Below are 21,880 nucleotides of genomic sequence, written 5' to 3'. Positions count from 1 at the left end.
GTGGAACGCCCGTCCCCGGGCCCGTCCGCGGGCGCGTCCACGGGAGGTGACGGGAAGAGCGCCGACCACGGAGTTGTACGTGCTTCAGCAGCCCACGGCCCGCCTCGCGCGCGGTGCCGCACTGGCAGGCGGCCTGGCCATGCTTTCCCTCGCCACCGCGTGCGGCGGCGGCGAGAGCGACGCCACCGCCGGGAAGGGCACTCCCACGCCGGCCTCGGTCACCGCCGCTCCCGCGGCCGGCGTCGTGGCCCCGGCGAAGGTCGAGGTGATCGCCGGCCTGACCGGCTGCACGGCCAGGATCCGTATCGACGCGGACGAGCTGCGCCAGGGCGTCTGCCACACGGAGGAGGCCGACTACCTGATCACCACCTTCCCCGAGGAGCAGTACAAGGAGACCTGGCTCGAGTCCGCCGGTATCTACGGGGGCCAGTACCTCGTGGGTTCCCGCTGGGTCGTCAGCGCGCAGCCGAAGATGCTGACGCGGTTGCGGCCCGTGCTCGGCGGGACCATCCGGCAGCTGGGCGGCACGGGCCCGAGCGCCGGGCCGAGCGCGTCGTAGCGCCACCGCGTCCGGCCCGGGGCGGGCCCGGCGGCGGCGATGAGCTCATCCGGTCCTGAGCGGCCACGCCGTCACGGGCGTGGCCAGGGGCGGCCGCCGATGGCCTCGATGCCGTAGTTGAAGCGCCGCAGATAGCCCGCGAAGGCGGCGATGTCCTCGTCCGGCCAGTCGGTCATCACCTGGTCCAGGATGTCCACGATCCCCTCGCGCTCCGAGTCCAGCAGTCGGGTGCCCTCGTCGGTGAGCCGGAACTTGCGCGCCATCCCGCCCTCCGGGTCGGGGATCCGCTCGATGAACCCCGCCCGCATCGCCGCCGCGGTCTGCCGGTTCAGGGTGGAGGCGTCCAGGCCGAAGGCCTCGCTGAGTTCCCCGATCGACATGGGTCCCTGGACCCGGATCCGGCTCAGCAGGATGTAGGCGCTGCGCTCCATGAGGCTGTTCTTGCGGCGGCCGCCCCGCTGGTTCAGGAACGTGTGGCGGCTGAGCAGCATCTGCTCGTACTCGACCTCGTGCGTCGGCGTCTCCATGTGCCCGACCTCCTGCTTCCGTGCGCCCGCACCATCCTGGCACACCACTGTGCACAGGCCACGGCATGTGCTTGATACATACGACATGTACGATGCACATTCTTCGCGCAGATTCGCGCAGCTCCCTCGCGCGGATCCTTCGCGCGGATCCTTCGCGCGGATCCTTCACCGCACATCCCAAGTCGAGGAGTCCCCATGGGCGCCCCCGCTCTCCAGCCCACGGCCCGCCCAGGCGCCGTGATCGCCACGCTGGCCTTCGCCGGCACCACCGCGGCGATCATGCAGACGCTGGTCACCCCCCTCATCGCCGAGCTGCCGCAGATCCTGAACACCTCGTCCTCGAACGCGGCCTGGGTGATCACGGTCACCCTGCTGGTGGCCGCCGTGTGCGTGCCGGTCGTCGGCCGCCTCGGCGATCTGGTCGGCAAGCGCCGGATGCTGCTCGCCTGTTCCGTGCCGCTGATCGTGGGCTCGGTGGTGTGCGCGTTCGCCTCCGACGTCGTGACGATGATCGTGGGGCGCGGACTCCAGGGCATGGGCATGGGCATGGTGCCCCTCGGTATCGCGCTGCTGCGGGACGTCGTACCGGCCGAGAAGCTCAGCGGCTCCATCGCCCTGGTCAGCGCCTCCATGGGCATCGGCGGCGCCATCGGCCTGCCGCTGGCCGCCGCCGTCGCCCAGTACGCGAACTGGCGGGTGCTGTTCTGGGGCTCCGCCGCCCTGGCCGCCGCCGTCGCCGTCCTGATCTTCATGCTCGTCCCCGACGTTCCCGCCGGCGCCAAGGGCCAGCGCTTCGACCTGCCCGGCGCGATCGGTCTCGGCGTCGGCCTGGTCTCGCTGTTGCTCGCGGTCTCCAAGGGCGCCGAGTGGGGCTGGACCTCGGGCGCCACACTCGGTCTGTTCGCCGCCGCCGTCGTGGCGCTGGTCGGCTGGGGAGTGTGGGAGGTGCGTACCACCGACCCGCTGATCGACCTGCGCACCACGGCCCGTCCCCGGGTGCTCCTCACCAACCTCGCCTCGGTCTTCATCGGCTTCGGCATGTACGCGAGCATGCTCGTGATGCCGCAGCTGCTCCAGTTCCCGGAGGCCACCGGCTACGGCCTCGGCCAGTCGATGCTCGCGGCCGGTCTGTGGATGGCGCCCGGCGGCCTGATGATGATGCTGATCTCCCCGCTCGGCGGAAAGCTCACCAACGCCCGCGGTCCGAAGTTCACGCTGGTCTGCGGCGCCCTGGTGCTGGCCGCCGGCTACTTCGTCTCCCTGGCCCTGATGGGTTCCGCCTGGGGCGTCATGGTGGTCACGCTCATCACCAGCGGTGGCGTGGGCCTCGCCTACGGCGCCATGCCCGCCCTGATCATGAGCTCGGTCCCGCTCACGGAGACCGCCGCCGCCAACGGCTTCAACACGCTCATGCGTTCGCTCGGCACCTCGATCGGCTCCGCCGTCATCGGCGTGATCCTCTCCCAGATGACCACCACCATGGGCGGCCACACCCTCGCCTCCGAGGACGGCTTCCGCACCGCGCTCCTGGTCGGCGGCGCACTCGCCCTGATCTCCGCGGCCATCGCCGCCGTCATCCCCGCCGCCCGCGCCGCGGCGGCCGGCGAGGACGCGACCGACCGGAGCGCCGCGCCCGAGCAGGCCAAGGTCTGAGACACCGCAGGGGGCGACCGCGACAGGCCGCCCCCTCCGTGCCGCCTCCGTACTACGCCAGATCAAGCAGCCCCCTGCGTACCGCCTCGGACACCGCCGCCGCCCGGTTGTCCGCACCCGGCGAGCTGGACGACGTCGGGCACGAGGGTGCCGGTGCGAGCTGGTTGCCGACGCGTACGCCGTGGTACTCGCTGCAGGCGACGATCGGCTTCAGGTCTATGTCCGGGAAGCGCTGCAGGAACGCTGCCTTGGCGCCGTCCTGCCGGGTCAGCCGGCGGGCCTTCGCGCGGCAGGAGCGGCAGGAGGCGGCGGAGCGGGACGGCTCTACGGTGCAGGCGCTGTGTCCGCCCGCATCAGCACGCAGTCGAACTCGATCACCCGTCCCGTGGTCGCCTCGCGCGTCACGGGGTACATGCCGGTGATACCGAACCCGGCGGCCTCGTACACCGCGACGGCCTCACCCATGCCGGGACTGCCCTCGTACAGCTTCAGCACCGCGACCTCGGACTGCATCCCCACGAATTCGGCGATCCGCTCCCCGGCGCCGGCGAACACCTCGAGGTCGTAGCCCTGGGTGTCCATCTTCAGGTAGGGGCGCGGCTCGGCGAGGCCGTCCAGCGCCTCGGTCATGACCTCGTCCAGCCGGCGGACGCGGATCTCCTCGGTGTCGGCCTTCGTGAACCTGCTGTAGCGGCCCTTGCCGTAGTCGCTGGCCGCCAGCAGGGAGTTCATCGTCTTCCAGCCGACGTGGATCTCGGCCGTCGTCTCCTCGCGGCCGAGCCCGCACCGGTGCACCTGCCAGTCGGGGTCGTCCGCCGCGGCCTTCTCGAGCCGGGCGAAGGTCTCCGAGGTGGGCTCGAAGGACACGATCCGGCCGGTGTAGCCGAGTTTCCGCAGCCGTTTGGCGTACTGGCCGTTGTTGGCTCCGACGTCGAAGACGCAGTTCACGCCGTAGAGCTCCAGCATCGCGACCACGTGCTGGGTGCAGAGGTACTCGGCGGCCGCCAGCTGGAGTCTGCGCTCGTCCTGTCCGCCCGGGTTCTCCATCAGGAGCAGCGCGCCGGTGTCGCCCAGCCGCACGGCGCCGCCCTCGGCGACCTCGGACCGCGCACCGTCCCGGGTTCGCCGCAGCACCCAGGTGTCCTTGTCCGCGCGGGCCACCCGGTACGGTCCGCCGCGCCGCGAGACCACCGCCGTCCCCGGCCCGAGGTCGGTCACCTGGACCCCGATGCGGGGCATCAGGCCGAGCAGTCGTCGAAAGAGGGTCTGCATCTGCCCAGGCCTATCAGACGCGACGGGAGGCGGTCCGCGAGTTGAACGACATTCGCCGATCGGATGACCGCACGAAGACACGCGCCGGGTCCGGCCGGTGTCCCTCGACTTCGAGAGCGCTCCAGGGTCTGGCGTCACCGGGACCGGTGAGCGCCGACGCGGACGCCCGCAACCTCTTCGCCTCGACCCCGAGGAGGTCCGGCACAAGCTGGACGTCCCGCGCGGGCACCGCGAGGCGGAGCGGCGTGACTACGACACCGTTCTGAAGACGATCGCCTACTCCGGCATCGGGGGCGCGCGAAAAGGGGCCCGGAAACCGCTCCGGACCCCTTCAACCCCCACGTCGTGCTGTCTCGCCGTTCTGCCGGTCAGGCGCTCAGGCGGCCGCGACCTCGCCCGCGTGGCCGTGCAGACGGGCCACGACCTCGGTCAGCTGGGCGGCGACCTCGGCGTCGTCCACCGGGTGGGTCTCGGCGAAGCGGGTCAGCGAGCCCGGGATGGAGAGCTTGAGGTCCTCGATGACCTTGCCGCCGGCGATGCCCACGGCCTTGCGGGCCTCGTCCTGCGCCCACACGCCGCCGAACTGGCCGAACGCGGTGCCGACCACGGCGACGGGCTTGCCGCCGAAAGCGCCGGCGCCGTACGGGCGGGACAGCCAGTCGATGGCGTTCTTCAGGACGGCCGGGATGGTGCCGTTGTACTCGGGGGAGAAGAGCAGGAAGGCGTCGGCGGCCTGGGCGGCCGCACGCAGCTTGGCGGCGGCGGCCGGCACGCTGTCCTCGACGTCGAGGTCCTCGTTGTAGAAGGGGATCTCGGCCAGGCCCTCGAAGAGGTCGACGGTGGCGCCCTCGGGAGCGACCTTGACGGCCGCCTCGGCGAGCTGGCGGTTGGTCGAACCGGCGCGAAGGCTGCCGACGAGCGCGAGGATGCGGACAGACATGGGTACTCCCAGAGGCTGAAACAGTGCTGTTACAAATCCGGACCGAGGTCCGTTTAATGTTCTAGCATCCTAACCGGACCACGGTCCAGTTTCATTCCCGATGCTTTACGCTGAGTTCATGTCCGCTGTTCTGCCTCCCTGTCCGGAGCCCGAGGAGAGCCTCACCGAGCCCGAGCTGCTGCACCTGGGGCCGGCCGGTGACGAGCCGTGCCTGCGCGCCGACGCGGCCCGCAACCGCGCCAGGCTGCTGGACGCCGCCGCCCGGCTGATCGCCCGGCACGGCGCGGCCGGGGTCACGATGGAGGCGGTGGCGAGCGCGGCGAACGTGGGCAAGGGCACGGTGTTCCGGCGCTTCGGCGACCGCACCGGGCTGCTGACCGCGCTCCTGGACCACTCGGAGCGGAACTTCCAGGCCGCGTTCCTGAGCGGTCCCCCGCCGCTTGGGCCGGGCGCGGAGCCCGTGGAGCGACTGCGGGCGTTCGGCGTCGCCATGCTCAGACGGGCCGTGGACGAACTGGACCTCCAGCTGGCGGCCGAGCCCGGACCCGACCGCCGGTACTCCGTGCCCCCGCGCCGAGTGCATCACAGCCACCTCGTGCTGCTGCTGCGCCAGGCCCTGCCCGACGCGGACGTCGAGCTGCTGGCCCACACGCTGATGGGGTACCTCAGCCCCGTTCTCGTCCACCACCTCACCCGGCAGTGCGGCATGCCGGCGGCGCGCCTGGAGGCCGGCTGGAGCGAACTGGTCGACCGGGTGACGAGCGGTGTGCCGAGCGGGACGCCGGTCAGGGCTGCCCGGTGAAGAGGTCGACGACGGCCTGCGGGGCGTCCTCGGCGAACAGCGTCACGCCGCTGCGGGCGGAGTCGGCCGCGGCCGTCGCGCTGCGCGGGAACAGCTTCTCCTCGTAGGCGGTCAGCGCGGCCTCGCGCCCGCCCGGGCGGGCGGCCAGGGCCAGGCCCAGTTCGGCGCCGTCCAGCATCGCGAGGTTGGCGCCCTCGCCGGCGAACGGCGACATCAGGTGGGCGGCGTCGCCGAGCAGGGTGACACCGGGGACGCGGTCCCAGCGGTGGCCGACCGGCAGGGCGTGGATCAGGCGCGGGACCAGCGGTCCGTCGGCGTCCGCGACCAGTGCGCGCAGGCTCTTGTCCCAGTCCGTGAAGTGCTCCAGCACGTGAGTCCTGGCCGCCTCGGCATCGCCGAAGTCGACGCCGTCCGCCCAGTCCTCGGCGACTTGCAGGGCGGTGTAGACGTGCAGGCTGCCGTCGGGCTCGCGGTGGGCGAGGAATCCCTTGCCGGCGCCGAGCGCGAAGAGGAACCCCTCGCCGACCACTCCGGCGCTCACCGGATGGCGTACGTCCGCCTCCAGCAGGTCCGTCTCGACGAACGACACGCCCGTGTACGCGGGCCGGGCGTCGGAGACCAGCGGGCGGATCCGCGACCAGGCTCCGTCGGCGCCGACCAGCAGGTCCGTGGTGAACGCGGAGCCGTCCTCGAGCCGCACCTCGTGCCGCCCGTCGCCCAGCGCCCGCGCGTCGGTGACCTTCCGGCCCCAGCGGACCGTTCCCTCGGGCAGTGAGTGCAGCAGCAGGTCGCGCAGGGCGCCGCGGTCGACCTCGGGACGCTCGCCGGTCCCGTCGTCGGCCCCCTCGAAGCGGACCACCGCGTCCTTGTCGAGGACCCGGGTGGCCTGGCCGCCGGGCAGGACCAGCGCCCGGAACCCCTCGTGCAGTCCGGCGGCGCGCAGGGCCTCCTGGCCGGAGTCCTGGTGGATGTCGAGCATGCCGCCCTGGGTGCGGGCGGTGGGGGAGGCGTCCAGGTCGAAGACGGCCGCCTCGACGCCGTGCACGTGCAGTACACGGGCGAGGGTGAGGCCGCCGAGTCCGGCGCCGATGATCGCTACGGGGTGGTGCATGGGTCCTCCTGTGGTCGTCAGCCGGGTACGGCGGTCCGCTCGATGCCGCCGATCAGCGCCTGGAACCCCCAGGAGAGGCGGGCCTCGGGCGGCCCCGAGAGCAGCGGTCCGGCGAGCCCGGCGATGTGCGGACGGGTCCGCTCCGACGCCTCGTGCACCGCGTGCCGCAAGGCGTCCCAGTCCTCCTGCGAGGCCTCGTCCGTGTGTTCGGCGGCTGTCGCGGTGGCGTGCTGGAGCAGCAGGTCCACGCCCCACGCGGCCTGCGCGGGCGGCACGCCGCCCTCGTCGAGCAGGGCCAGCAGGGTCTCGATCAGGTTCAGGTAGTGCGCCCCGCTGGGCCGGGCGGTGAGCGCGGAGCGGGCGAGGTCCGGGTAGGCGAAGAGCATCGCGGTGTACGAGGTGAGCACCCCTTCCAGCCGCTCGCGCCAGCTCCCCTCGGCCGGAGCGGGTCCGACCGTGCCCAGCAGTTCGTCGAGCACGGCCGCGTGCAGCTCCGCCGTGTTGCGGACGTACACGTACAGGGAGGCCGGGCCGGTGTCGAGCTCCTCGGCCAGGCGCCGCATGGTCAGCTTCCGCAGGCCTTCGGCGCGCAGCACCGCGAGGGCGGCGGCCACGATGCCCTCCCTGGTCAGGGCGGGCTTGGCCGGGCGCTCACGGCGACTGCGCGGGGTGTCGGGGCGTGCTGTCATGCCCCCACCGTAGCGAACATGTTCGTCGCGAACAAGTACGTCACGAACATGTTCGTTGACGGCTCATCGGATTTCGGCGTCCCCCGCCCGGAGACCCGTTCACAGCTTCTGCCAAGATGCCGTACGTCATGGTGCAGATACCGAACACGCCCGCGCCGACGAAGTCGCCGGCGCCGCGCCCCGTGCCCACGAGCGCCGATGTGGCCCGCCTGGCCGGAGTCTCGCGCGCGACCGTCTCCTACGTCCTGAACAACGCCAGCGCCGTGCGCATCAGCGAGCCCACCCGCCGCCGCGTGCGCGAGGCCGCCGAGGAACTCGGGTACGTGCCGCACGCGGCCGCCCGTACCCTGCGGGCCGGGCACAGCCGCATGGTCCTGATGCCCACCCTGCCCGTCCCGGCGGGTCCCCTCTACTCCCAGTTCGTGCACGACTTCCAGGGGGCGCTCAGCCGCCTCGACTACACCGTGGTCCAGTACGGCGCCACCGGCCTGCGCGGTGACGACGCCGCCCGGGCCTGGGCCGAACTGCGGCCCGTCGCCGTGCTGGTGCCCAGCCCCGGCATCGGCCCCGAGGGGGTCGCCGTCCTGAAGCGGTCCGGCGCCCGGGCCGTGGTGACCCTCAGCCCCGCGGCGGTCGAGGGCGCCCGCGCGCTGCTCCTGGACCACGCCGACGTCGGCCGCAGCGCCGCAGCGCACCTGTACGCCCGCGGCCGCCGCCGGATCGGGGTGGTCGTCCCGGCCGAGCGCGGCATGGAGATCTTCTCCGCGCCCCGCCTGGCCGGCTCCCGCGAGGCGCTGCACGGCACGGACGCCACCGTCACCGAGCTGTCCCTGGCCTACACGGAGGAGTCCGCGGCCGCCCTCGCCGCCCGCTGGCCCGCCCTCGGCCTCGACGCCGTCTTCGCCTACAACGACGAGTACGCCATGCTGCTGATGCGCGCCCTTCAGGACGCGGGCGTAGGCGTCCCCGAGGACGTCGCCGTCATCGGCGCCGACGATCTGATGCTCGGGCGGCTGCTGCGGCCCCGGCTCAGCACCGTCCGGATCGCGCTGCCCTCCGGCCGCGACCTCGCCTCGCTGGTCGACCGCGCGGTGCGCAGCCCCGCGGCCGCCCCCGAGTCGCACGAACCGTTCGGAGCCACCGTGGTGCAGCGCGACTCCAGCTGAACTACGGTCGCGGGGGAGGCGTGCCATGCGTGCGACGGTCGGCATCATCGGCGGCGGCCCCGCGGGGCTGCTCCTCGCCCGGCTGCTGCACCGCGCGGGCGTCGGCTGTGTGGTCCTGGAGAGCAGGACGAGGCAGTACGTGGAGCGGCGCCAGCGCGCCGGAATGCTGGAGCAGGGCACGGTCGACGCTCTGCGCGCGGCGGACGCGGCCGACCGGCTCGACACCGAGGGCCTGGTGCACCACGGCATCGAGCTGCGCTTCGACCGCGAACGCCACCACGTCGACTTCCCCGTCCTCACCGGTGGCCGCACGGTCACGATCTACGCCCAGACGGAGATCGTGAAGGACCTGGTCTCCCTCCAACTCGCCGACGGGCCGCCCCTGTTGTTCGAGGCGGCGGCGCTCGCCGTGGAGAAGCCGCTGAGCGGGTCGCCCGTCGTACGGTTCCGGCACGAGGGCCGCGAACGGACCCTCTCCTGCGACTGGGTCGTCGGCTGCGACGGCTCGCACGGCGTCGCCCGCGACGCCTTCCCGGCCGACGCGGGCCGGACGTACACGCACGACTACCCGTACTCCTGGCTCGGCGTCCTCGCCGAAGTGCCGCCCTCCTGCGAGGAGTTGATCTACGCACGCCACGAACGCGGCTTCGCCCTGCACAGCATGCGTTCGCCGCGGATCTCCCGGCTCTACCTCCAAGTCCCCAACGGCACCGATGTGCAGGAGTGGCCCGACGACCGGATCTGGGACGAACTCGCGGCCCGCTTCGCCGTCGACGCCGACTGGACGCTGCGCCGAGGCCCGATCACCACCAAGTCCGTGACGCCGATGCGCAGCCTCGTCCACGAGCCGATGCGCCACGGCCGGCTCCTGCTCGCCGGGGACGCCGCCCACATCGTCCCGCCGACCGGTGCCAAGGGGCTCAACCTCGCGGTCTCGGACGTACGGCTGCTCGGCAGGGCCTTCGCCGAACTGCACGCCACCGGGTCCACGAGGCTGCTGGACGGGTACTCGGACCTTTGCCTGCGACGTGTGTGGCAGGCGGCCCGCTTTTCCGACGACATGACTAGGATGTTGCACGCTCAACCAGATGGAGATGCGTTCGACCATCGGATGCAGCTCGCCCGGCTGCGCCGGATCACCGCATCCCGCCACGCCGCCGCCGAACTGGCGGCCAACTACACGGGACTTCCCCTCCCGCTGTGAGAGCCGCGAGTCCCGCGGGTCACCGATCGGAGAGCCTTCATGCCGCTGCTCGACCCCAAGAACTGGCAGTCCCGCACCTTGTCGGGTCCCCGGTACACCGTCACCGAGCCCGCCACCGGCGACCCGCTGGGCACCGTCGACCTGGCGGGCGCCGCGGACGTCGGCCCCGCCGCCGAGGCCGCCCGCGCCGCGCAGGCCGAGTGGGCCCGCCTGCCGCACTTCGTGCGCGCCGGTGTGCTGCGCAAGGCCGGCGACCTGTTCACCGCGCACGCCGACGAACTGCGCGAGTGGATCGTCCGCGAGTCGGGCTCCATACCCGGCAAGGCCGACTTCGAGCTGCACGTCGCCGCCCAGGAGTGCTACGAGGCCGCCGCGCTCGCCTCCCGCCCGGCCGGACAGGTCCTGCCCAGCGAGGCGCCCCGGCTTTCGTACACCCGGCGGGTGCCCGTCGGCGTGGTGGGTGTGATCTCCCCGTTCAACGCCCCGCTGATCCTGTCGATCCGGTCCGTCGCGCCCGCCCTCGCGCTCGGCAACGCGGTCGTCCTCAAGCCGGACCCGCGTACGGCGGTGTGCGGCGGTCTGGCCCTGGCCGCCGTCTTCGCGGAGGCGGGCCTGCCCGAGAACCTCCTGCACATCCTCCCGGGCGGCGCCGAGACCGGTGCGGCCCTGGTCGCCGACCCGCGCGTGCCGGTGATCTCCTTCACCGGCTCCACCGGCGCAGGCCGGGCCGTCGGCGAGGCCGCCGGCCGCCATCTCAAGCGGGCCCACCTCGAACTCGGCGGCAACTCCGCCCTGATCGTGCTGGAGGACGCCGACCTGGACGCGGTGATCTCCACCGCGGCCTGGGGTTCCTTCTTCCACCAGGGCCAGATCTGCATGACCACCGGCCGCCACCTGGTGCACGCCTCCCTCTACGAGGAGTACGTGGAGCGGCTCGCGGCGAAGGCCGACGCCCTCGCCGTCGGCGACCCGCACCGCGCGCAGGTCCACCTCGGTCCGCTCATCGACGGCGGCCAACTCGCCAAGGTGCACGGCCTGGTGGAGGCCAGCACCGCGGCCGGCGCCAAGCTCGCCGCGGGCGGCAGGCACGAGGACCTCTTCTACCGGCCGACCGTCCTCGCGGGCGTCGACGACGACACCCCCGCCTACGCGGAGGAGGTCTTCGGCCCGGTGGCCCCCGTACGCTCCTTCGGCACGGTGGACGAGGCGGCGGCCCTGGCCGCGCGCGGCTCCTACGGCCTCTCGCTCGGCATCGTCACCCGCGACGCCGCCCGCGGTCTCGAACTCGCCGAACGCGTCCCGACCGGCATCGTGCACATCAACGACCAGACGGTGAACGACGAGGCCGTCGCCCCCTTCGGCGGGGTCGCCGCCTCCGGCACCGGCGCCCGCTTCGGCGGCGAGGCCAACCTCGACGCCTTCACCGACGTGCGCTGGACGACGGTGCGCGCGGACGTCGCGCCGTACCCCTTCTAGGGATTCCCGGGCTTCGGGGGATGTCCGGGACTACTCGCCCCGGGCGGCCGGGGAGTCGTCGGCCCCGGCCTTGGCCCGCTCTTCCTCGACGGACTTGCGGACCTCGTCCATGTCCAGCTTGCGCGCCTGTCCGATGACGTCCGTGAGGGCGGCCTCGGGCAGGGCGCCCGGCTGCGCGAACACGGCGACCCGGTCCCGCACGATCATCAGCGTCGGGATGGACTGGATACCGAAGGCCGCGGCCAGCTCCGGCTGCGCCTCGGTGTCCACCTTGCCGAACACCAGGTCCGGGTTCTCCTGCGCGGCCTTGTCGTAGACCGGGGCGAACTGACGGCACGGGCCGCACCAGGACGCCCAGAAGTCGATCAGCACGAAGTCGTTGTCGGTGACCGTCTGGTCGAAGTTCTCCTTGGTGAGCTCCACGGTGCTGCTCATGGCGTGATTCCCTCTTCCCGGTGCTTCCTGCCAGGGCTCCCCTGACATGGGTGCAGCCGTCCGCGACAACGCGGCCGGCCCGACGCGTATTCCGCGCCCCTACCCGTGTGGCCACCCGGCACACCACCCACCAGACTGACCCCATGACGGAAACGGAAACCAACCTGTACGACGTGGTTGTGCTCGGAGCCGGGCCCGTGGGGGAGAACGTCGCCGACCGCACCCGTGCGGCCGGCCTGACCACCGCGGTCGTGGAGAGCGAGCTGGTCGGCGGTGAGTGCTCGTACTGGGCCTGCATGCCCAGCAAGGCCCTGCTGCGCCCGGTGATCGCCCGTGCGGACGCCCGCAGGCTGCCCGGCCTGCGCGAGGCGGTGCAGGGCCCGCTGGACACGACGGCGGTCCTCGCCCGCCGCAACTGGTTCACCGGCGACTGGACGGACGACGGCCAGGTCGACTGGATCAAGAGCATCGGCGCGGACCTCCACCGCGGCCACGGCAGACTGACCGGGCCGCGCACGGTGACGGTGGGGGACAAGGTGCTCACGGCCCGCCACGCGGTCGTCGTCGCCACCGGTACCCGCGCCGCGCTGCCCGACCTGCCCGGAATCGCCGAGGTCAAGCCCTGGACGAGCAGGGAGGCCACCAGCGCCCAGTCCGCGCCCGGCCGGCTCGTCGTGGTCGGCGGGGGAGTCGTCGCCACCGAGATGGCCACCGCCTGGCAGGCCCTCGGCTCACAGGTCACCCTCCTCGTGCGGGGCAAGGGCCTGCTCGACCGGATGGAGCCGTTCGCGGGCGAGCTGGTAGCCGAGGCGCTCACCGAGGCCGGCGCGGACGTGCGCACCGGCACCTCGGTGGTGTCGGTGACCCGCTCCGACGGCACCGTCGTGGTCGTCACCGACACCGGCGAACGCATCGAGGCCGACGAGATCCTCTTCGCCGTCGGCCGCGCCCCGCGCACCGACGACATCGGCCTGGACACGGTCGGCCTGGCACCCGGCTCCTGGCTCACCGTCGACGACAGCCTGCGCGTCACCGGCACCGACTGGCTCTACGGGGTGGGCGACGTCAACCACCGGGCGCTCCTCACCCATCAGGGCAAGTACCAGGCCCGGATCGCGGGCGCCGCCATCGCCGCCCGCGCGGCCGGCACCGATCTGCCGGAGAGCGACCCGTGGAGCGCCCACGCCGCCACGGCCGACCACGAGTCCGTCCCCCAGGTCGTCTTCACCGACCCGGAGGCGGCCGCCGTCGGCCTCTCGCTCGCCGAGGCCGAGCAGGCCGGACACCGGGTGCGGGCCGTCGACGTCGACATGTCGTCGGTGGCCGGCGCGGGCCTGTACGCCGAGGGCTACAAGGGCCGCGCGCGGATGGTCGTCGACCTGGAGCAGGAGATCGTGCGCGGCGTCACCTTCGTCGGTCCGGGCGTCGGCGAACTGATCCACTCGGCGACGATCGCGGTCGCCGGCCAGGTCCCGCTCGCCCGGCTGTGGCACGCCGTCCCGTCCTACCCGACGCTCAGCGAGGTGTGGCTGCGGCTGCTGGAGGCCTACCGGGACAACTGACGGAACTCGGCCGGCCGGCCCGCCGCTCAGGGGAGCCGGCCGGCCCCCCGCTCAGGGGAGCCGGCCGGCCCGCCACTCAGGGGAGTTGGAAGCCCAGCGCCCTCGCGGCCCGGTCCGCCGTCGGCTGCGTCCAGCGCTCGAGCACGGCCTCGTTGGCCGAGAGCGAGCGCGGCTCGGCCCGGTCGAGATAGAGCAGACCGTCGAGGTGGTCCGTCTCGTGCTGGACGATTCGGGCGGGCCAGCCGCCGAACACCTCGTCCAGCGGCCGGCCGTGCTCGTCCGCGCCTGTGAGCCGCACCTCGGCGTGCCGGGCCACCACCGCCTGGTAGCCCGGCACGCTCAGGCAGCCCTCGAAGAAGGCGGCGCGGGCCGAACCGACCGGCTCGTACGACGGGTTGACCAGGACCCGGAACGGCTGGGGCACCCGGCCGCGGGCCACCCGCACCTCCTCCGGCACCGGCGCCGGGTCCTCGATGACGGCGATCCGCAGCTCCACACCGACCTGCGGCGCGGCGAGGCCGACGCCCGGCGCCGCGTGCATGGTGACGCGCAGGGCCTCGACGAACCGGGCCAGCAGCGCGGGGTCGAGCTCGCCCTCGTAGCGCGGGGTGCCCGTCCGCAGGACCGGGTCTCCGGCCGCGACGATGGGCAACGGGCCGCCGGGGGAGAGGAGTTCCTCGATCCGTTCGGCAAGGGGCGTGCGGGGACTGGGAGATGCCATCGGGCCAGCATGCCACGACCGCACGGCGTGTGACGCACGTCACTCGAAGTGCCGGGAACTCGGCATGGTCCGCTGCCGACTACTGGTGCGTCACGGCTGAAAATCGTCCCCCGGATCGCTGTCCCGCCCCACTCCTCCTGCCCCCGGAGAAGCCCCATCATGTCCACCGCTCCCACCACGGACGAGGCCCCGCGAACAGCGGCCCCCGCGCCGAAGTCCCGCGGTCCGTGGGCCCCGCTGCGCCCGCTGATACTGCGTCTGCACTTCTACGCCGGCGTGTTCGTGGCGCCGTTCCTGCTGGTCGCCGCCGCCACCGGGTTCCTCTACGCCGGCGCGTTCCAGGCCGAGAAGCTCGTGTACTCCCACGAGATGACCGTGCCGGTCGGCGACGCGAAGCTGCCGATCTCCGAGCAGGTGGACGCCGCCCGCAAGGCCCACCCCGAGGGCACGGTTTCGGCCGTCCGCCCCTCGCCGGAAGACGACGCCACGACCCGGGTGATGCTGTCCGGCGTCAACGGCGTCGACGCCACCCACACCCTCGCCGTGTTCGTCGACCCGTACACAGGCAAGGTGCGCGGCGCGCTGGAGCAGTACGGCTCCACCGGCGCGCTGCCGCTGCGCACCTGGATCGACGAGTTCCACCGCGATCTGCGCCTCGGTGAGAACGGCCGCCTCTACAGCGAACTCGCCGCCAGCTGGCTGTGGGTGATCGCGGGCGGTGGTCTGGTGCTCTGGTTCTCCCGGCGGCGCGCCCTGCGCAAGGTCCGCGGCACCGCCGGACGGCGCCGCACGCTGGGCCTGCACGGCACCGTCGGCGTGTGGGCCGCCGTCGGCTTCATCTTCCTGTCCGCGACCGGCCTGACCTGGTCCACGTACGCGGGCGCCAACATCGACGTGCTGCGCACCTCGCTCGGCCAGGCCACCCCGTCGGTGTCGGCGGCCGCGAGCGGCGGCGAACACGCCGGCCACGACGCGGCCTCCGGCGCGGGCGGGGACGGCGAGCACGGCGTCGGCCTCGACACCGTCCTGGCCGCCGCGCGGGCCGAGGGGCTGGGCGACCCGGTCGAGATCGTCCCGCCCGCGGACGCCTCCTCCGCGTACGTGGTCAAGCAGGTGCAGCGCAGCTGGCCCGAGAAGCAGGACGCGGTGGCGATCGACCCGGCCACCGGCGAGGTCACCGACGTGCTGCGGTTCGACGACCACCCGCTGCTCGCCAAGCTGACCCGCTGGGGCATCGACCTGCACACCGGCGTCCTGTTCGGGCTGGTCAACCAGCTCGCGCTGATGCTCCTCGCGGGCTCCCTGATCCTGCTGATCGTGTGGGGCTACCGCATGTGGTGGCAGCGCGGCCGGGGTTCCGCCTTCGGCCGGCCCATCCCGCGCGGCGCCTGGGCGCAGGTCCCGCCGTACGTCCTCGTCCCGCTGATGGCGGCGGTCGCCGTGGTCGCCTACTTCGTCCCGCTCCTCGGCATCCCGCTCGTCGGCTTCCTGGTCGTGGACGTCGTCCTCGGCGAGATCGCGCACCGGCGGGAGCGGCGGACGGCCGCCTGAGCGGGCCCGGGCACCGAAGCGGCCCGGCGGTGGAGGTCACCGCCGGGCCGCTCGTCGTGTGGACTCAGACCTCGGGGAAGTCCCCGGCCAGCGCCGAGGCCAGGCGCAGATGCGGTCCCGCCTCCGCGTGCCGCCCCTGTCGCTCCAGGGTGCGGCCCAGCATCAGCCGGGCATAGTCCTCCACCGGGTCACGCTCCACGATCAGTCGCAACTCGGTCTCGGCGCGCTGCAGTTGGGCCGAGTGGTAGTAGGCGCGGGCCAGCAGCAGCCGCGGTCCGGTCTGCTCCGGCACCTCCTCGACCAGTCCGGCCAGCACCCGCGCGGCGGCGGTGTACTCCTTCGCGGCGAAGAACAGCCGCGCCCGCTCCCACCGCTCGGCCGGCGTTCCGTGGGCGTAGTAGGCGGTGTCGTCGGTCGTCTCGTATGTCGTGTCCACTCGTGCCTCCTTCGAGGCCGACAACCGGGTGCGGTGATTGAATATTCCACTACCGGTGGGTGCGCTACCGGGACGCGCGTGTCAGCTCCGCCGGCTCCGCGTCGGCCCGCTCGGTGACGCGGGCGAGGACGCGGCCGGCGGTCGCCAGGTCCTGCTGCGAGATCCCGTCATGGACGCGGGCCGAGATCTCGCCCGTCTCGGCGCCGATGACGGCGAACAGCTCCCCCCCCCGGCGTCCGTGGGGTCCGTGGGCCGGATCAGCGGGCCGCCGGCCGCCGGCAGCCCCTCGGCGAGCAGGGTGTCGACGGTGACGCGTACGTCCGCCGCCCCGGTCCTGAGCGCATGGATCACCCGCTCGACGAGCGCGCCGAGCTCCAGCGGCCATCACCGCTTCATCCCGTCACGCAGGAGTGCCACCCGGGACCACCAGTCCCCCCGGGCGCGGCCTCAGCGGTCGGGCGGCACGGTTTCGAACTCCCTCGCCAGGTGCCCGGTGTCCAGTTTCAGCCGCCACGCGTTGCGGCGTTGCGCGGTCGCCAGGGCGGCCTGGAGCGGTGACGGGGGCACCGCCAGCACCGGGCAGACGGCGCGGGCGAGGCAGTAGCGGCCGGTCGACGGCCACAGCGCGCGGTGCAGCAGGCCACGCCGTCCGGCGCCGATCACGAGGAGGTCGTCCTCCCGGTCGGCGGTCCCGACCAGCGCCGGACCCGGGGTGCCGCGCGCGATGAGGGCCCGCGTGCGCAACCCGTGGCCGTCGCCGCCGACGACCGCACGCAGGGCGCCGAGCAGCCTCTCACGCGCCAGCCGCTCCCAGTCCTCGACCAGGACGGCCGCGGCAGTCGACCTGCGGGCGGCGAGCTCCCCGCCCGGCGGCTCCCAGGCCAGCACCGGCCAGAGTTCGGCTCCCCGGCGCCGCGCCTCGTCGGCGGCCCGGCCCAGGGCGGTGAGGCTCCCCAGCGAGCCGCTCACCCCCACGACGACACGGGCGGCCGACGACGGGCGGGACTCGGACATCGCTTCCTCCGTTCTGCGTGCGCCGACCGGTCCGTCCGGGCGGCGACCCTGCGCAAAACCGCTTCCGTCCCGCCTACCCTGCGAGGCTCCGAACAGCCCATGTGCCCTTTTCCGGCTCCTCTCTGACGGGGAGCCCCGGTCGGCCTCCCGGCGGCCGGGACTCCCCGTGCTTCCTCCTGGGCCTCCTCGGCCTGCCGTCAGGACGCGGAAGTTCCTCGCGGACCGCGCGGGCGGCGGCGACCAGGTTCTCCGGCGAGGCGCGGGTCTCGGGCCAACCGCGGGTCTTCAGGCCGCAGTCGGGGAGGACCCAGAGGCGCTCGGCCGGGATCTGCGTGTCCGGCCGCACTCCGCCGGTGCAGAGCCGGAACGCCTCGGTGGCCCACGCCAGACAGGCAGGGCGGCCGGAGGCCCGCAACGGCAGGGCCTCGCGCGGCGCGGGTTCGTCCACCTGGATCACCGAAGTACCGGCCGCCTCGAGGTCGTCGACCTCGTCGCGCAGGGCGAGGGCGAACTGGCGGCCGGTGTCGCCGAGGGCTGGTCGTCGCGGGCGAAGGACCGGGCGAGCATGGTGACGGGGCCGGTGAGCATGCCGTCATGCCGGTTCGGGGTTCAGGGCCTGCTCGGTGGTGGGGTGACAGGCGAGGAGGGCGTCGACGCCGACCAGCCGCAGGACGTGCAGGACGGGCTCCTGCGCGGCGGCGATGCGCAGCCAGCCGTGCGCGTCGCTCACTCGCCGGTGCGCGGCGAGGAAGACGTTGATGCCGCTGGAGTCCATGAAGGTCACGCCGCTGAGGTCTGCCACGACCCGCAGGGGCGGCGCCGCGCCGTCCTCGGAGAGCAGGGCTTCGCTGAGGACGTCCCTGACGGCGTGGTCGATCTCGCCCCGCACGGTCACGACACGGACGCCGTCGACCACGCGATGCTCGACGGACAGGCCGCCTCGCCGGACCGCTTTCTCGATGTCGGTCACCGTCTCCTCGACTGTGTTCAGACCGGCCCCGGGTCAGGGCGTGCGCGGAAGAGTCTGCCCCACCGGCACGGCGGCATGCACCCCTGCGGCTGTGCCGAACGGCACCCCCGTGGCATGCATGGCGCGATCGCGGGTACCGGCGCACGTGAACGGGGGAGTGAGGGCGAGAAAGTGGAGGAATCCCACGCCGGCGGTGACGGCCGTAGCGGGCCGAACGGGCATCTGATGCGCGCGGGCTTTGCCCTGGGCGCGGACGACGGCTGCATCGCGGACGCCCGCCACCACGCCATCGCCTTCCTCGACCGGGCCCATGCCCACCATCGCCTGCCCGTGCCCGCACGCGTGAGGGACCTCACCCAGCTCGTGGTCAGCGAGCTGGTCACCAACGCCCGTAAGTACGCCCCCGGTCCCGTTTCGATGGAACTGCGCCTCACCGCCCATGCGGTGGAGGTCGTCGTGTGGGACAGCGACCCGACCGTTCCGGTGGCTCGGGCCGGCGATCCCGGCAGAATCGGCCAGCACGGACTGGAGATCGTCAAGGCCGTCACCGAGGACCTCTTCATCGAGCAGGAACCGGTCGGCAAACGCATCACGGCACGCATCGCCCTCGCTGCCGCTCCCTGAGACGGCGCCACCGGCACCTGACGCGGGCTTCTTGACGAGCAGGACGAGCAGGACGACGAGCAGGACGACGAACAGGCGACGACCGGGCACGAGCGACCGCACGGCTGACGGCGACATGCCGGCGCCAAGGACTCGCGGCGACCGTCAGGCGTCGGGCGCGTCCGGCCGCACCGGCCGGCCGCCGACCTGCGCGATGCCCGTCTCGTAGGCGAACACCACCGCTTGGGCGCGGCTGTGGAGATCCAGCTTGGTCATCACCCGGTGCAGGTGGGTCTTGACGGTGGACTCGCTGACGCACATGTGCCCGGCGATCTCCTCGTTGGCGAGACCCTCGGCGACGAATCCGAGCACTTCGACCTCGCGGTCCGTGAGCAGACTCGTGGGGTCGGTCTCGGTCCGGGGCCGCTGTTGGTGGACGGCGTGCCTCTCGATGAGCCGCCGTACGTGGGCCGGAGCGATGAGGAGGTCGGCGGAGAGGGTCGCCGTGACGGCGCCGAGGAGCTGTTGCGGCGGCATGTCCTTCAGCAGGAAGCCGCAGCAGCCGGCGCGCAGGGCCGCGTAGACGAACTCGTCGTCGTCGAAGGTGGTGAGGACGACGATGCGCGGCGCCGGGTCGAGACCGAGGGCGAGAATGCGCTCCGCGGCTGCGAGCCCGCTGAGCCGGGGCATCTTGATGTCCATCAAGGATCAGATCCGGGAGGTGCTCACGGGCCGCGGCGACGGCCTCCACGCCGTCCGATGCCTCCACGACCGGGCCGAGCCCTTCCACCGTACGCAGCAGCGTGACGATGCCCGAGCGGATGAGATGCTGATCGTCCACAACCAGGATGCGGGCCACAGCGCTCCTCGGAGATGCTCACGTCACGGATCAGCCGCCGTTGCGGTCCTGCCCCAGGGGAAGACCGAGTCGTACCTGGAATCCGCCCCCCGGGCGCGCACCGGCTGTCAGCGAGCCGTGCCAAATCTTGGCCCGTTCCCGCATTCCGATCAAGCCGTGTCCGGACCCATCGGTGGATGTGGCCGAAAGCGGGCCACCCTCGTCGAGAACCGTGACGCGCAGTTCGTCGTCGAGGTAGCGGACGGCCACTTCGGCGGTGGCCGACCCGGAGTGTTTCACGACATTGGTGAGGGCTTCCTGGACGACGCGGTAGGCGCACAGTTCGATTCCCGGGTGCAGGGGCCTGCGCGCTCCCTCGAACCGGACCTCGACGTGCAGGCCGGCCGCCTCCAGCCGCTCGGCGAGCGCGGGAATGCGGTCGACGTCGGCCAGCAGGTCGTCGGCGACCGGGTCGGCCGGATCCCCGGGACCGGACGCGCCGCCGAGATCGTGGGTGCGCAGTACGACCAGCAGTCGGCGAAGCTCCTCCAGCGACTCCCGTCCGGCCGCGGCGGCGGTGCCGAGCGCCTTGCGGGCGGAGGCGGGATCGGTGAAGAACACGTACTCGGCCAGCCCGGCCTGCAGGGTGACGATCGTCATGTGCTGCGAGATCGTGTCATGCAGCTCGCGCGCGATGCGGAAGCGCTCGTCGAGGACGGCCCGGCGGGCTTCCTGGCGCTGCTGCTGATCGAGCAGGGCGGTCAGCCGCCGCAACTCGGCGTTGCGTCCGGCGAGACGGCGCTGGGTGAGCCCGACGGTGGAGGCGACGGCCGGCACGATCAGGGCCTGCACGGCCACGACGGGCCAGGGCAGCCGGCCGTACACCCCGCTGAGGGCGATGACCGCGGCGAGCAGCGCGGTACCGCACACGAGGCGGCCGCGTCCTTCCCGGGCCGCGACGGAGATGAACGCGACCGCCGGAACCCAGAAGTTGAGGGAGGGCTGGTATCCGAGCAGTAGATACCCGGCGAATCCGGCCGCCGTGATCAGGAGCACGCCGAACGGCCGGTTCTCCCGCAGAGCGAGTGACAGGGCGATCAGCAAGGTGAGCAGATATGCCCACAGATCGAACGGCCGCCAGGACGCCGGATGGTAGAAGGCGCCGGCCAGGCAGCCCGCGAGGGCGAAACCGAAGGCGAGGGCGACGTTGGCCGGGCGCGGGCGGAGGGCCTCCGTCGCGGGCATCCGGACATGGTAGACGACGGCCCTCAACTGAACCGTCTCCTAGGTGAGTTGCATGAGCTGCGGATGATCGCCCTGCCCTGCCGGGGACATCCCCGGCAGGGCAGGGCGGGGCAGGCGGAGGTCGGTGACAGGAAGGTGGTCCCTGGTCGAGGCCGGTCAGGAGGACATGATGAAGTCCAGGGCGAAACCGGAAGCGGTCGTCCAGTAGGTGACGCGGGCACCGTCGTCGAACGCCACCGTGCGGGGCAGGTCGACGCCGATCGGCTCGCTCCCGTCGCTGCCGAGCTCGCGGCCGTGGAGGAGGAGGGTGATCGTGTTCGTCTCGTACTGGTCCATGGGGACACCGGAGGCGAGCAGAGCGGCGTACGCCTCGTCACCCGGAGCGAGGGTGACGGGCGCTTTCGGGTCGCTGTCCTCGTACACGTCGATCGGGTACCGGGCCTCGGCGTAGTCGCCGAGGAAGAGGTGCGGGTAGTGGTGGACGACGCACTTCTCGTCGCCGGCGTTGGTGACGGTGATGAGCAGATGCTTGGGGACTTCGCCCTTTCCGTCCTCGAGCGTGGTGCCGAACGAGAGGTCCTCCGCGGCGCAGGCGGGAACGGCACCGCTGCCGCCCCCGCTCCCGCCACCGGTGGCGCCCGAACCGCCGCCCGGCGTGGCCGACCCCGACGGGCCGGGCGTGGCCGAACCCGTCGTACCCGTCGGACCGGGCTTCGCCGGGCTCGTCGCGCTCGGTCGGCCCGAGGCGGTGGAGTCCGCCGCGTCGTCGGCCGCGCTCGGTTCGCACGCCGTGGACGCGAGCATCGCGCCGATCGCCGCGGCGCCTACGGCACAGGACTTCCAGCCCCTGGGGCTCCTGGACATCCTGCGGTTCCTGCGGACAGCGGCAATCATGGTGTTCCCCCGTGCATTCATGGTGTTCCCCCGTGGCCGGCTGTACCCGGCCGCTCTCGACTCTCGATCCCCGGCTTCCGCGCCGAGGCGAGTCCCGACATGACGTCGGGACGCGCCCCGGGCGGACCGCGGGCGGTTGCGCCGCCATGTCGGCCCCCGGGGACCAGGCGAGGAGAGCGAGGGTGTAGTCGGCGTCCGGCAGGGGGCCCGCG

At 73.0% G+C, this 21,880-nt stretch carries 22 protein-coding genes and 1 pseudogene; 9 read left to right on the top strand and 14 right to left on the bottom strand.

Annotated features, from left to right (window positions below; all coding sequences use genetic code 11):
- The first annotated feature begins 139 nt into the window (after nt 1–139).
- Nucleotides 140–559 carry a hypothetical protein gene (locus tag ACFWBD_RS01235; RefSeq protein WP_385661495.1) on the top strand — a complete coding sequence of 140 codons (420 nt, stop codon included), beginning with the start codon at nt 140–142 and terminating at the stop codon, nt 557–559.
- Nucleotides 560–630: 71 nt separating this feature from the next.
- Here ACFWBD_RS01235 and ACFWBD_RS01230 read toward each other — a convergent pair whose 3' ends face one another.
- Entirely contained in the window at nt 631–1,086 is a 456-nt protein-coding gene (locus ACFWBD_RS01230) for a MarR family winged helix-turn-helix transcriptional regulator (protein WP_385660891.1), read from the bottom strand.
- Nucleotides 1,087–1,281: 195 nt separating this feature from the next.
- Here ACFWBD_RS01230 and ACFWBD_RS01225 point away from each other — a divergent pair, with 195 nt between their 5' ends.
- Entirely contained in the window at nt 1,282–2,739 is a 1,458-nt protein-coding gene (locus ACFWBD_RS01225) for an MFS transporter (RefSeq protein WP_385660888.1), read from the top strand.
- Nucleotides 2,740–3,063: 324 nt separating this feature from the next.
- Here ACFWBD_RS01225 and ACFWBD_RS01220 read toward each other — a convergent pair whose 3' ends face one another.
- Both ACFWBD_RS01220 and ACFWBD_RS01215 read right to left on the bottom strand, forming a co-directional pair.
- Nucleotides 3,064–4,011, bottom strand: a complete 948-nt coding sequence (locus ACFWBD_RS01220) for an FkbM family methyltransferase (protein ID WP_385660885.1) — start codon at nt 4,009–4,011, stop codon at nt 3,064–3,066.
- Between the two features lie 376 nt (nt 4,012–4,387).
- Complete coding sequence (locus ACFWBD_RS01215) at nt 4,388–4,951, bottom strand: NAD(P)H-dependent oxidoreductase (RefSeq protein ID WP_385660882.1); 564 nt, start codon at nt 4,949–4,951, stop codon at nt 4,388–4,390.
- A gap of 118 nt (nt 4,952–5,069) precedes the next feature.
- Between ACFWBD_RS01215 and ACFWBD_RS01210 the strand changes: the two genes are divergently transcribed.
- Nucleotides 5,070–5,753, top strand: a complete 684-nt coding sequence (locus ACFWBD_RS01210) for a TetR/AcrR family transcriptional regulator (protein ID WP_385660880.1) — start codon at nt 5,070–5,072, stop codon at nt 5,751–5,753.
- On the opposite strand, the gene ACFWBD_RS01205 is transcribed toward ACFWBD_RS01210, so the two are convergent.
- Both ACFWBD_RS01205 and ACFWBD_RS01200 read right to left on the bottom strand, forming a co-directional pair.
- On the bottom strand, nt 5,737–6,864 hold the full coding sequence (locus ACFWBD_RS01205) for an FAD-dependent oxidoreductase (RefSeq protein WP_385660877.1): 1,128 nt from the start codon (nt 6,862–6,864) through the stop codon (nt 5,737–5,739). The two genes, ACFWBD_RS01210 and ACFWBD_RS01205, sit on opposite strands and share 17 nt — an antisense overlap.
- 17 nt (nt 6,865–6,881) lie before the next feature.
- Complete coding sequence (locus ACFWBD_RS01200; RefSeq protein WP_385660874.1) at nt 6,882–7,553, bottom strand: TetR/AcrR family transcriptional regulator; 672 nt, start codon at nt 7,551–7,553, stop codon at nt 6,882–6,884.
- A 116-nt stretch (nt 7,554–7,669) separates the two neighbouring features.
- Between ACFWBD_RS01200 and ACFWBD_RS01195 the strand changes: the two genes are divergently transcribed.
- The 3 genes from ACFWBD_RS01195 to ACFWBD_RS01185 are packed head-to-tail and all read left to right on the top strand — an operon-like array spanning nt 7,670 to nt 11,399.
- Nucleotides 7,670–8,719, top strand: coding sequence for a LacI family DNA-binding transcriptional regulator (locus tag ACFWBD_RS01195; protein WP_385660871.1), 1,050 nt, complete (start codon nt 7,670–7,672; stop codon nt 8,717–8,719).
- Nucleotides 8,720–8,744: 25 nt separating this feature from the next.
- A complete protein-coding gene (locus tag ACFWBD_RS01190) occupies nt 8,745–9,923 on the top strand; it encodes a 4-hydroxybenzoate 3-monooxygenase (protein ID WP_385660868.1) in 1,179 nt (392 codons plus the stop codon).
- 39 nt (nt 9,924–9,962) lie between these two features.
- Nucleotides 9,963–11,399 (top strand): aldehyde dehydrogenase family protein, encoded by a 1,437-nt coding sequence (locus tag ACFWBD_RS01185; RefSeq protein ID WP_385660865.1) that lies wholly within the window; start codon nt 9,963–9,965, stop codon nt 11,397–11,399.
- 30 nt (nt 11,400–11,429) lie between these two features.
- Here the strand turns inward: ACFWBD_RS01185 and trxA are convergent, their stop codons facing one another.
- Nucleotides 11,430–11,834 (bottom strand): thioredoxin, encoded by a 405-nt coding sequence (trxA, locus tag ACFWBD_RS01180; protein ID WP_385660862.1) that lies wholly within the window; start codon nt 11,832–11,834, stop codon nt 11,430–11,432.
- 143 nt (nt 11,835–11,977) lie between these two features.
- Between trxA and ACFWBD_RS01175 the strand changes: the two genes are divergently transcribed.
- The gene (locus tag ACFWBD_RS01175; RefSeq protein WP_385660860.1) at nt 11,978–13,396 is read left to right on the top strand and encodes a dihydrolipoyl dehydrogenase family protein; all 1,419 of its coding nucleotides are present in this window, start codon (nt 11,978–11,980) and stop codon (nt 13,394–13,396) included.
- 76 nt (nt 13,397–13,472) lie between these two features.
- On the opposite strand, the gene ACFWBD_RS01170 is transcribed toward ACFWBD_RS01175, so the two are convergent.
- On the bottom strand, nt 13,473–14,117 hold the full coding sequence (locus ACFWBD_RS01170) for a peptide deformylase (RefSeq protein WP_385660859.1): 645 nt from the start codon (nt 14,115–14,117) through the stop codon (nt 13,473–13,475).
- 159 nt (nt 14,118–14,276) lie between these two features.
- On the opposite strand from ACFWBD_RS01170, the gene ACFWBD_RS01165 reads away from it, so the two are divergent.
- A complete protein-coding gene (locus ACFWBD_RS01165; protein ID WP_385660856.1) occupies nt 14,277–15,668 on the top strand; it encodes a PepSY-associated TM helix domain-containing protein in 1,392 nt (463 codons plus the stop codon).
- 64 nt (nt 15,669–15,732) lie between these two features.
- Here ACFWBD_RS01165 and ACFWBD_RS01160 read toward each other — a convergent pair whose 3' ends face one another.
- The 4 genes and pseudogenes from ACFWBD_RS01160 to ACFWBD_RS01145 all read right to left on the bottom strand — a co-directional run bounded on the left by ACFWBD_RS01160 (nt 15,733) and on the right by ACFWBD_RS01145 (nt 18,088).
- Complete coding sequence (locus ACFWBD_RS01160; protein WP_385660853.1) at nt 15,733–16,104, bottom strand: tetratricopeptide repeat protein; 372 nt, start codon at nt 16,102–16,104, stop codon at nt 15,733–15,735.
- 447 nt (nt 16,105–16,551) lie between these two features.
- Nucleotides 16,552–17,118 carry a universal stress protein gene (locus ACFWBD_RS01155; protein WP_385660851.1) on the bottom strand — a complete coding sequence of 189 codons (567 nt, stop codon included), beginning with the start codon at nt 17,116–17,118 and terminating at the stop codon, nt 16,552–16,554.
- A 205-nt stretch (nt 17,119–17,323) separates the two neighbouring features.
- Nucleotides 17,324–17,709, bottom strand: a pseudogene (locus ACFWBD_RS01150) (hypothetical protein); the annotation flags it as partial.
- A gap of 1 nt (nt 17,710) precedes the next feature.
- Nucleotides 17,711–18,088 (bottom strand): STAS domain-containing protein, encoded by a 378-nt coding sequence (locus ACFWBD_RS01145; RefSeq protein ID WP_385660848.1) that lies wholly within the window; start codon nt 18,086–18,088, stop codon nt 17,711–17,713.
- Between the two features lie 225 nt (nt 18,089–18,313).
- Here ACFWBD_RS01145 and ACFWBD_RS01140 point away from each other — a divergent pair, with 225 nt between their 5' ends.
- Nucleotides 18,314–18,712, top strand: a complete 399-nt coding sequence (locus ACFWBD_RS01140; protein WP_385661493.1) for an ATP-binding protein — start codon at nt 18,314–18,316, stop codon at nt 18,710–18,712.
- 144 nt (nt 18,713–18,856) lie between these two features.
- Here the strand turns inward: ACFWBD_RS01140 and ACFWBD_RS01135 are convergent, their stop codons facing one another.
- The 3 genes from ACFWBD_RS01135 to ACFWBD_RS01125 all read right to left on the bottom strand — a co-directional run bounded on the left by ACFWBD_RS01135 (nt 18,857) and on the right by ACFWBD_RS01125 (nt 21,638).
- Complete coding sequence (locus ACFWBD_RS01135; RefSeq protein WP_385660845.1) at nt 18,857–19,393, bottom strand: LuxR C-terminal-related transcriptional regulator; 537 nt, start codon at nt 19,391–19,393, stop codon at nt 18,857–18,859.
- Nucleotides 19,394–19,580: 187 nt separating this feature from the next.
- Nucleotides 19,581–20,774: a sensor histidine kinase gene (locus tag ACFWBD_RS01130; protein ID WP_385660842.1), complete on the bottom strand. Its 1,194-nt coding sequence runs from the start codon at nt 20,772–20,774 to the stop codon at nt 19,581–19,583.
- Nucleotides 20,775–20,930: 156 nt separating this feature from the next.
- Nucleotides 20,931–21,638, bottom strand: coding sequence for a DUF4232 domain-containing protein (locus ACFWBD_RS01125; protein WP_385660840.1), 708 nt, complete (start codon nt 21,636–21,638; stop codon nt 20,931–20,933).
- Nucleotides 21,639–21,880: the final 242 nt, after the last annotated feature.

The sequence above is a fragment of the Streptomyces sp. NPDC060002 genome, assembly GCF_042737245.1.
Classification (GTDB): Bacteria; Actinomycetota; Actinomycetes; order Streptomycetales; family Streptomycetaceae; genus Streptomyces.
Note: the sequence above shows the minus strand (reverse complement) of the source record. Positions and strands in the feature narration are given on the sequence as shown.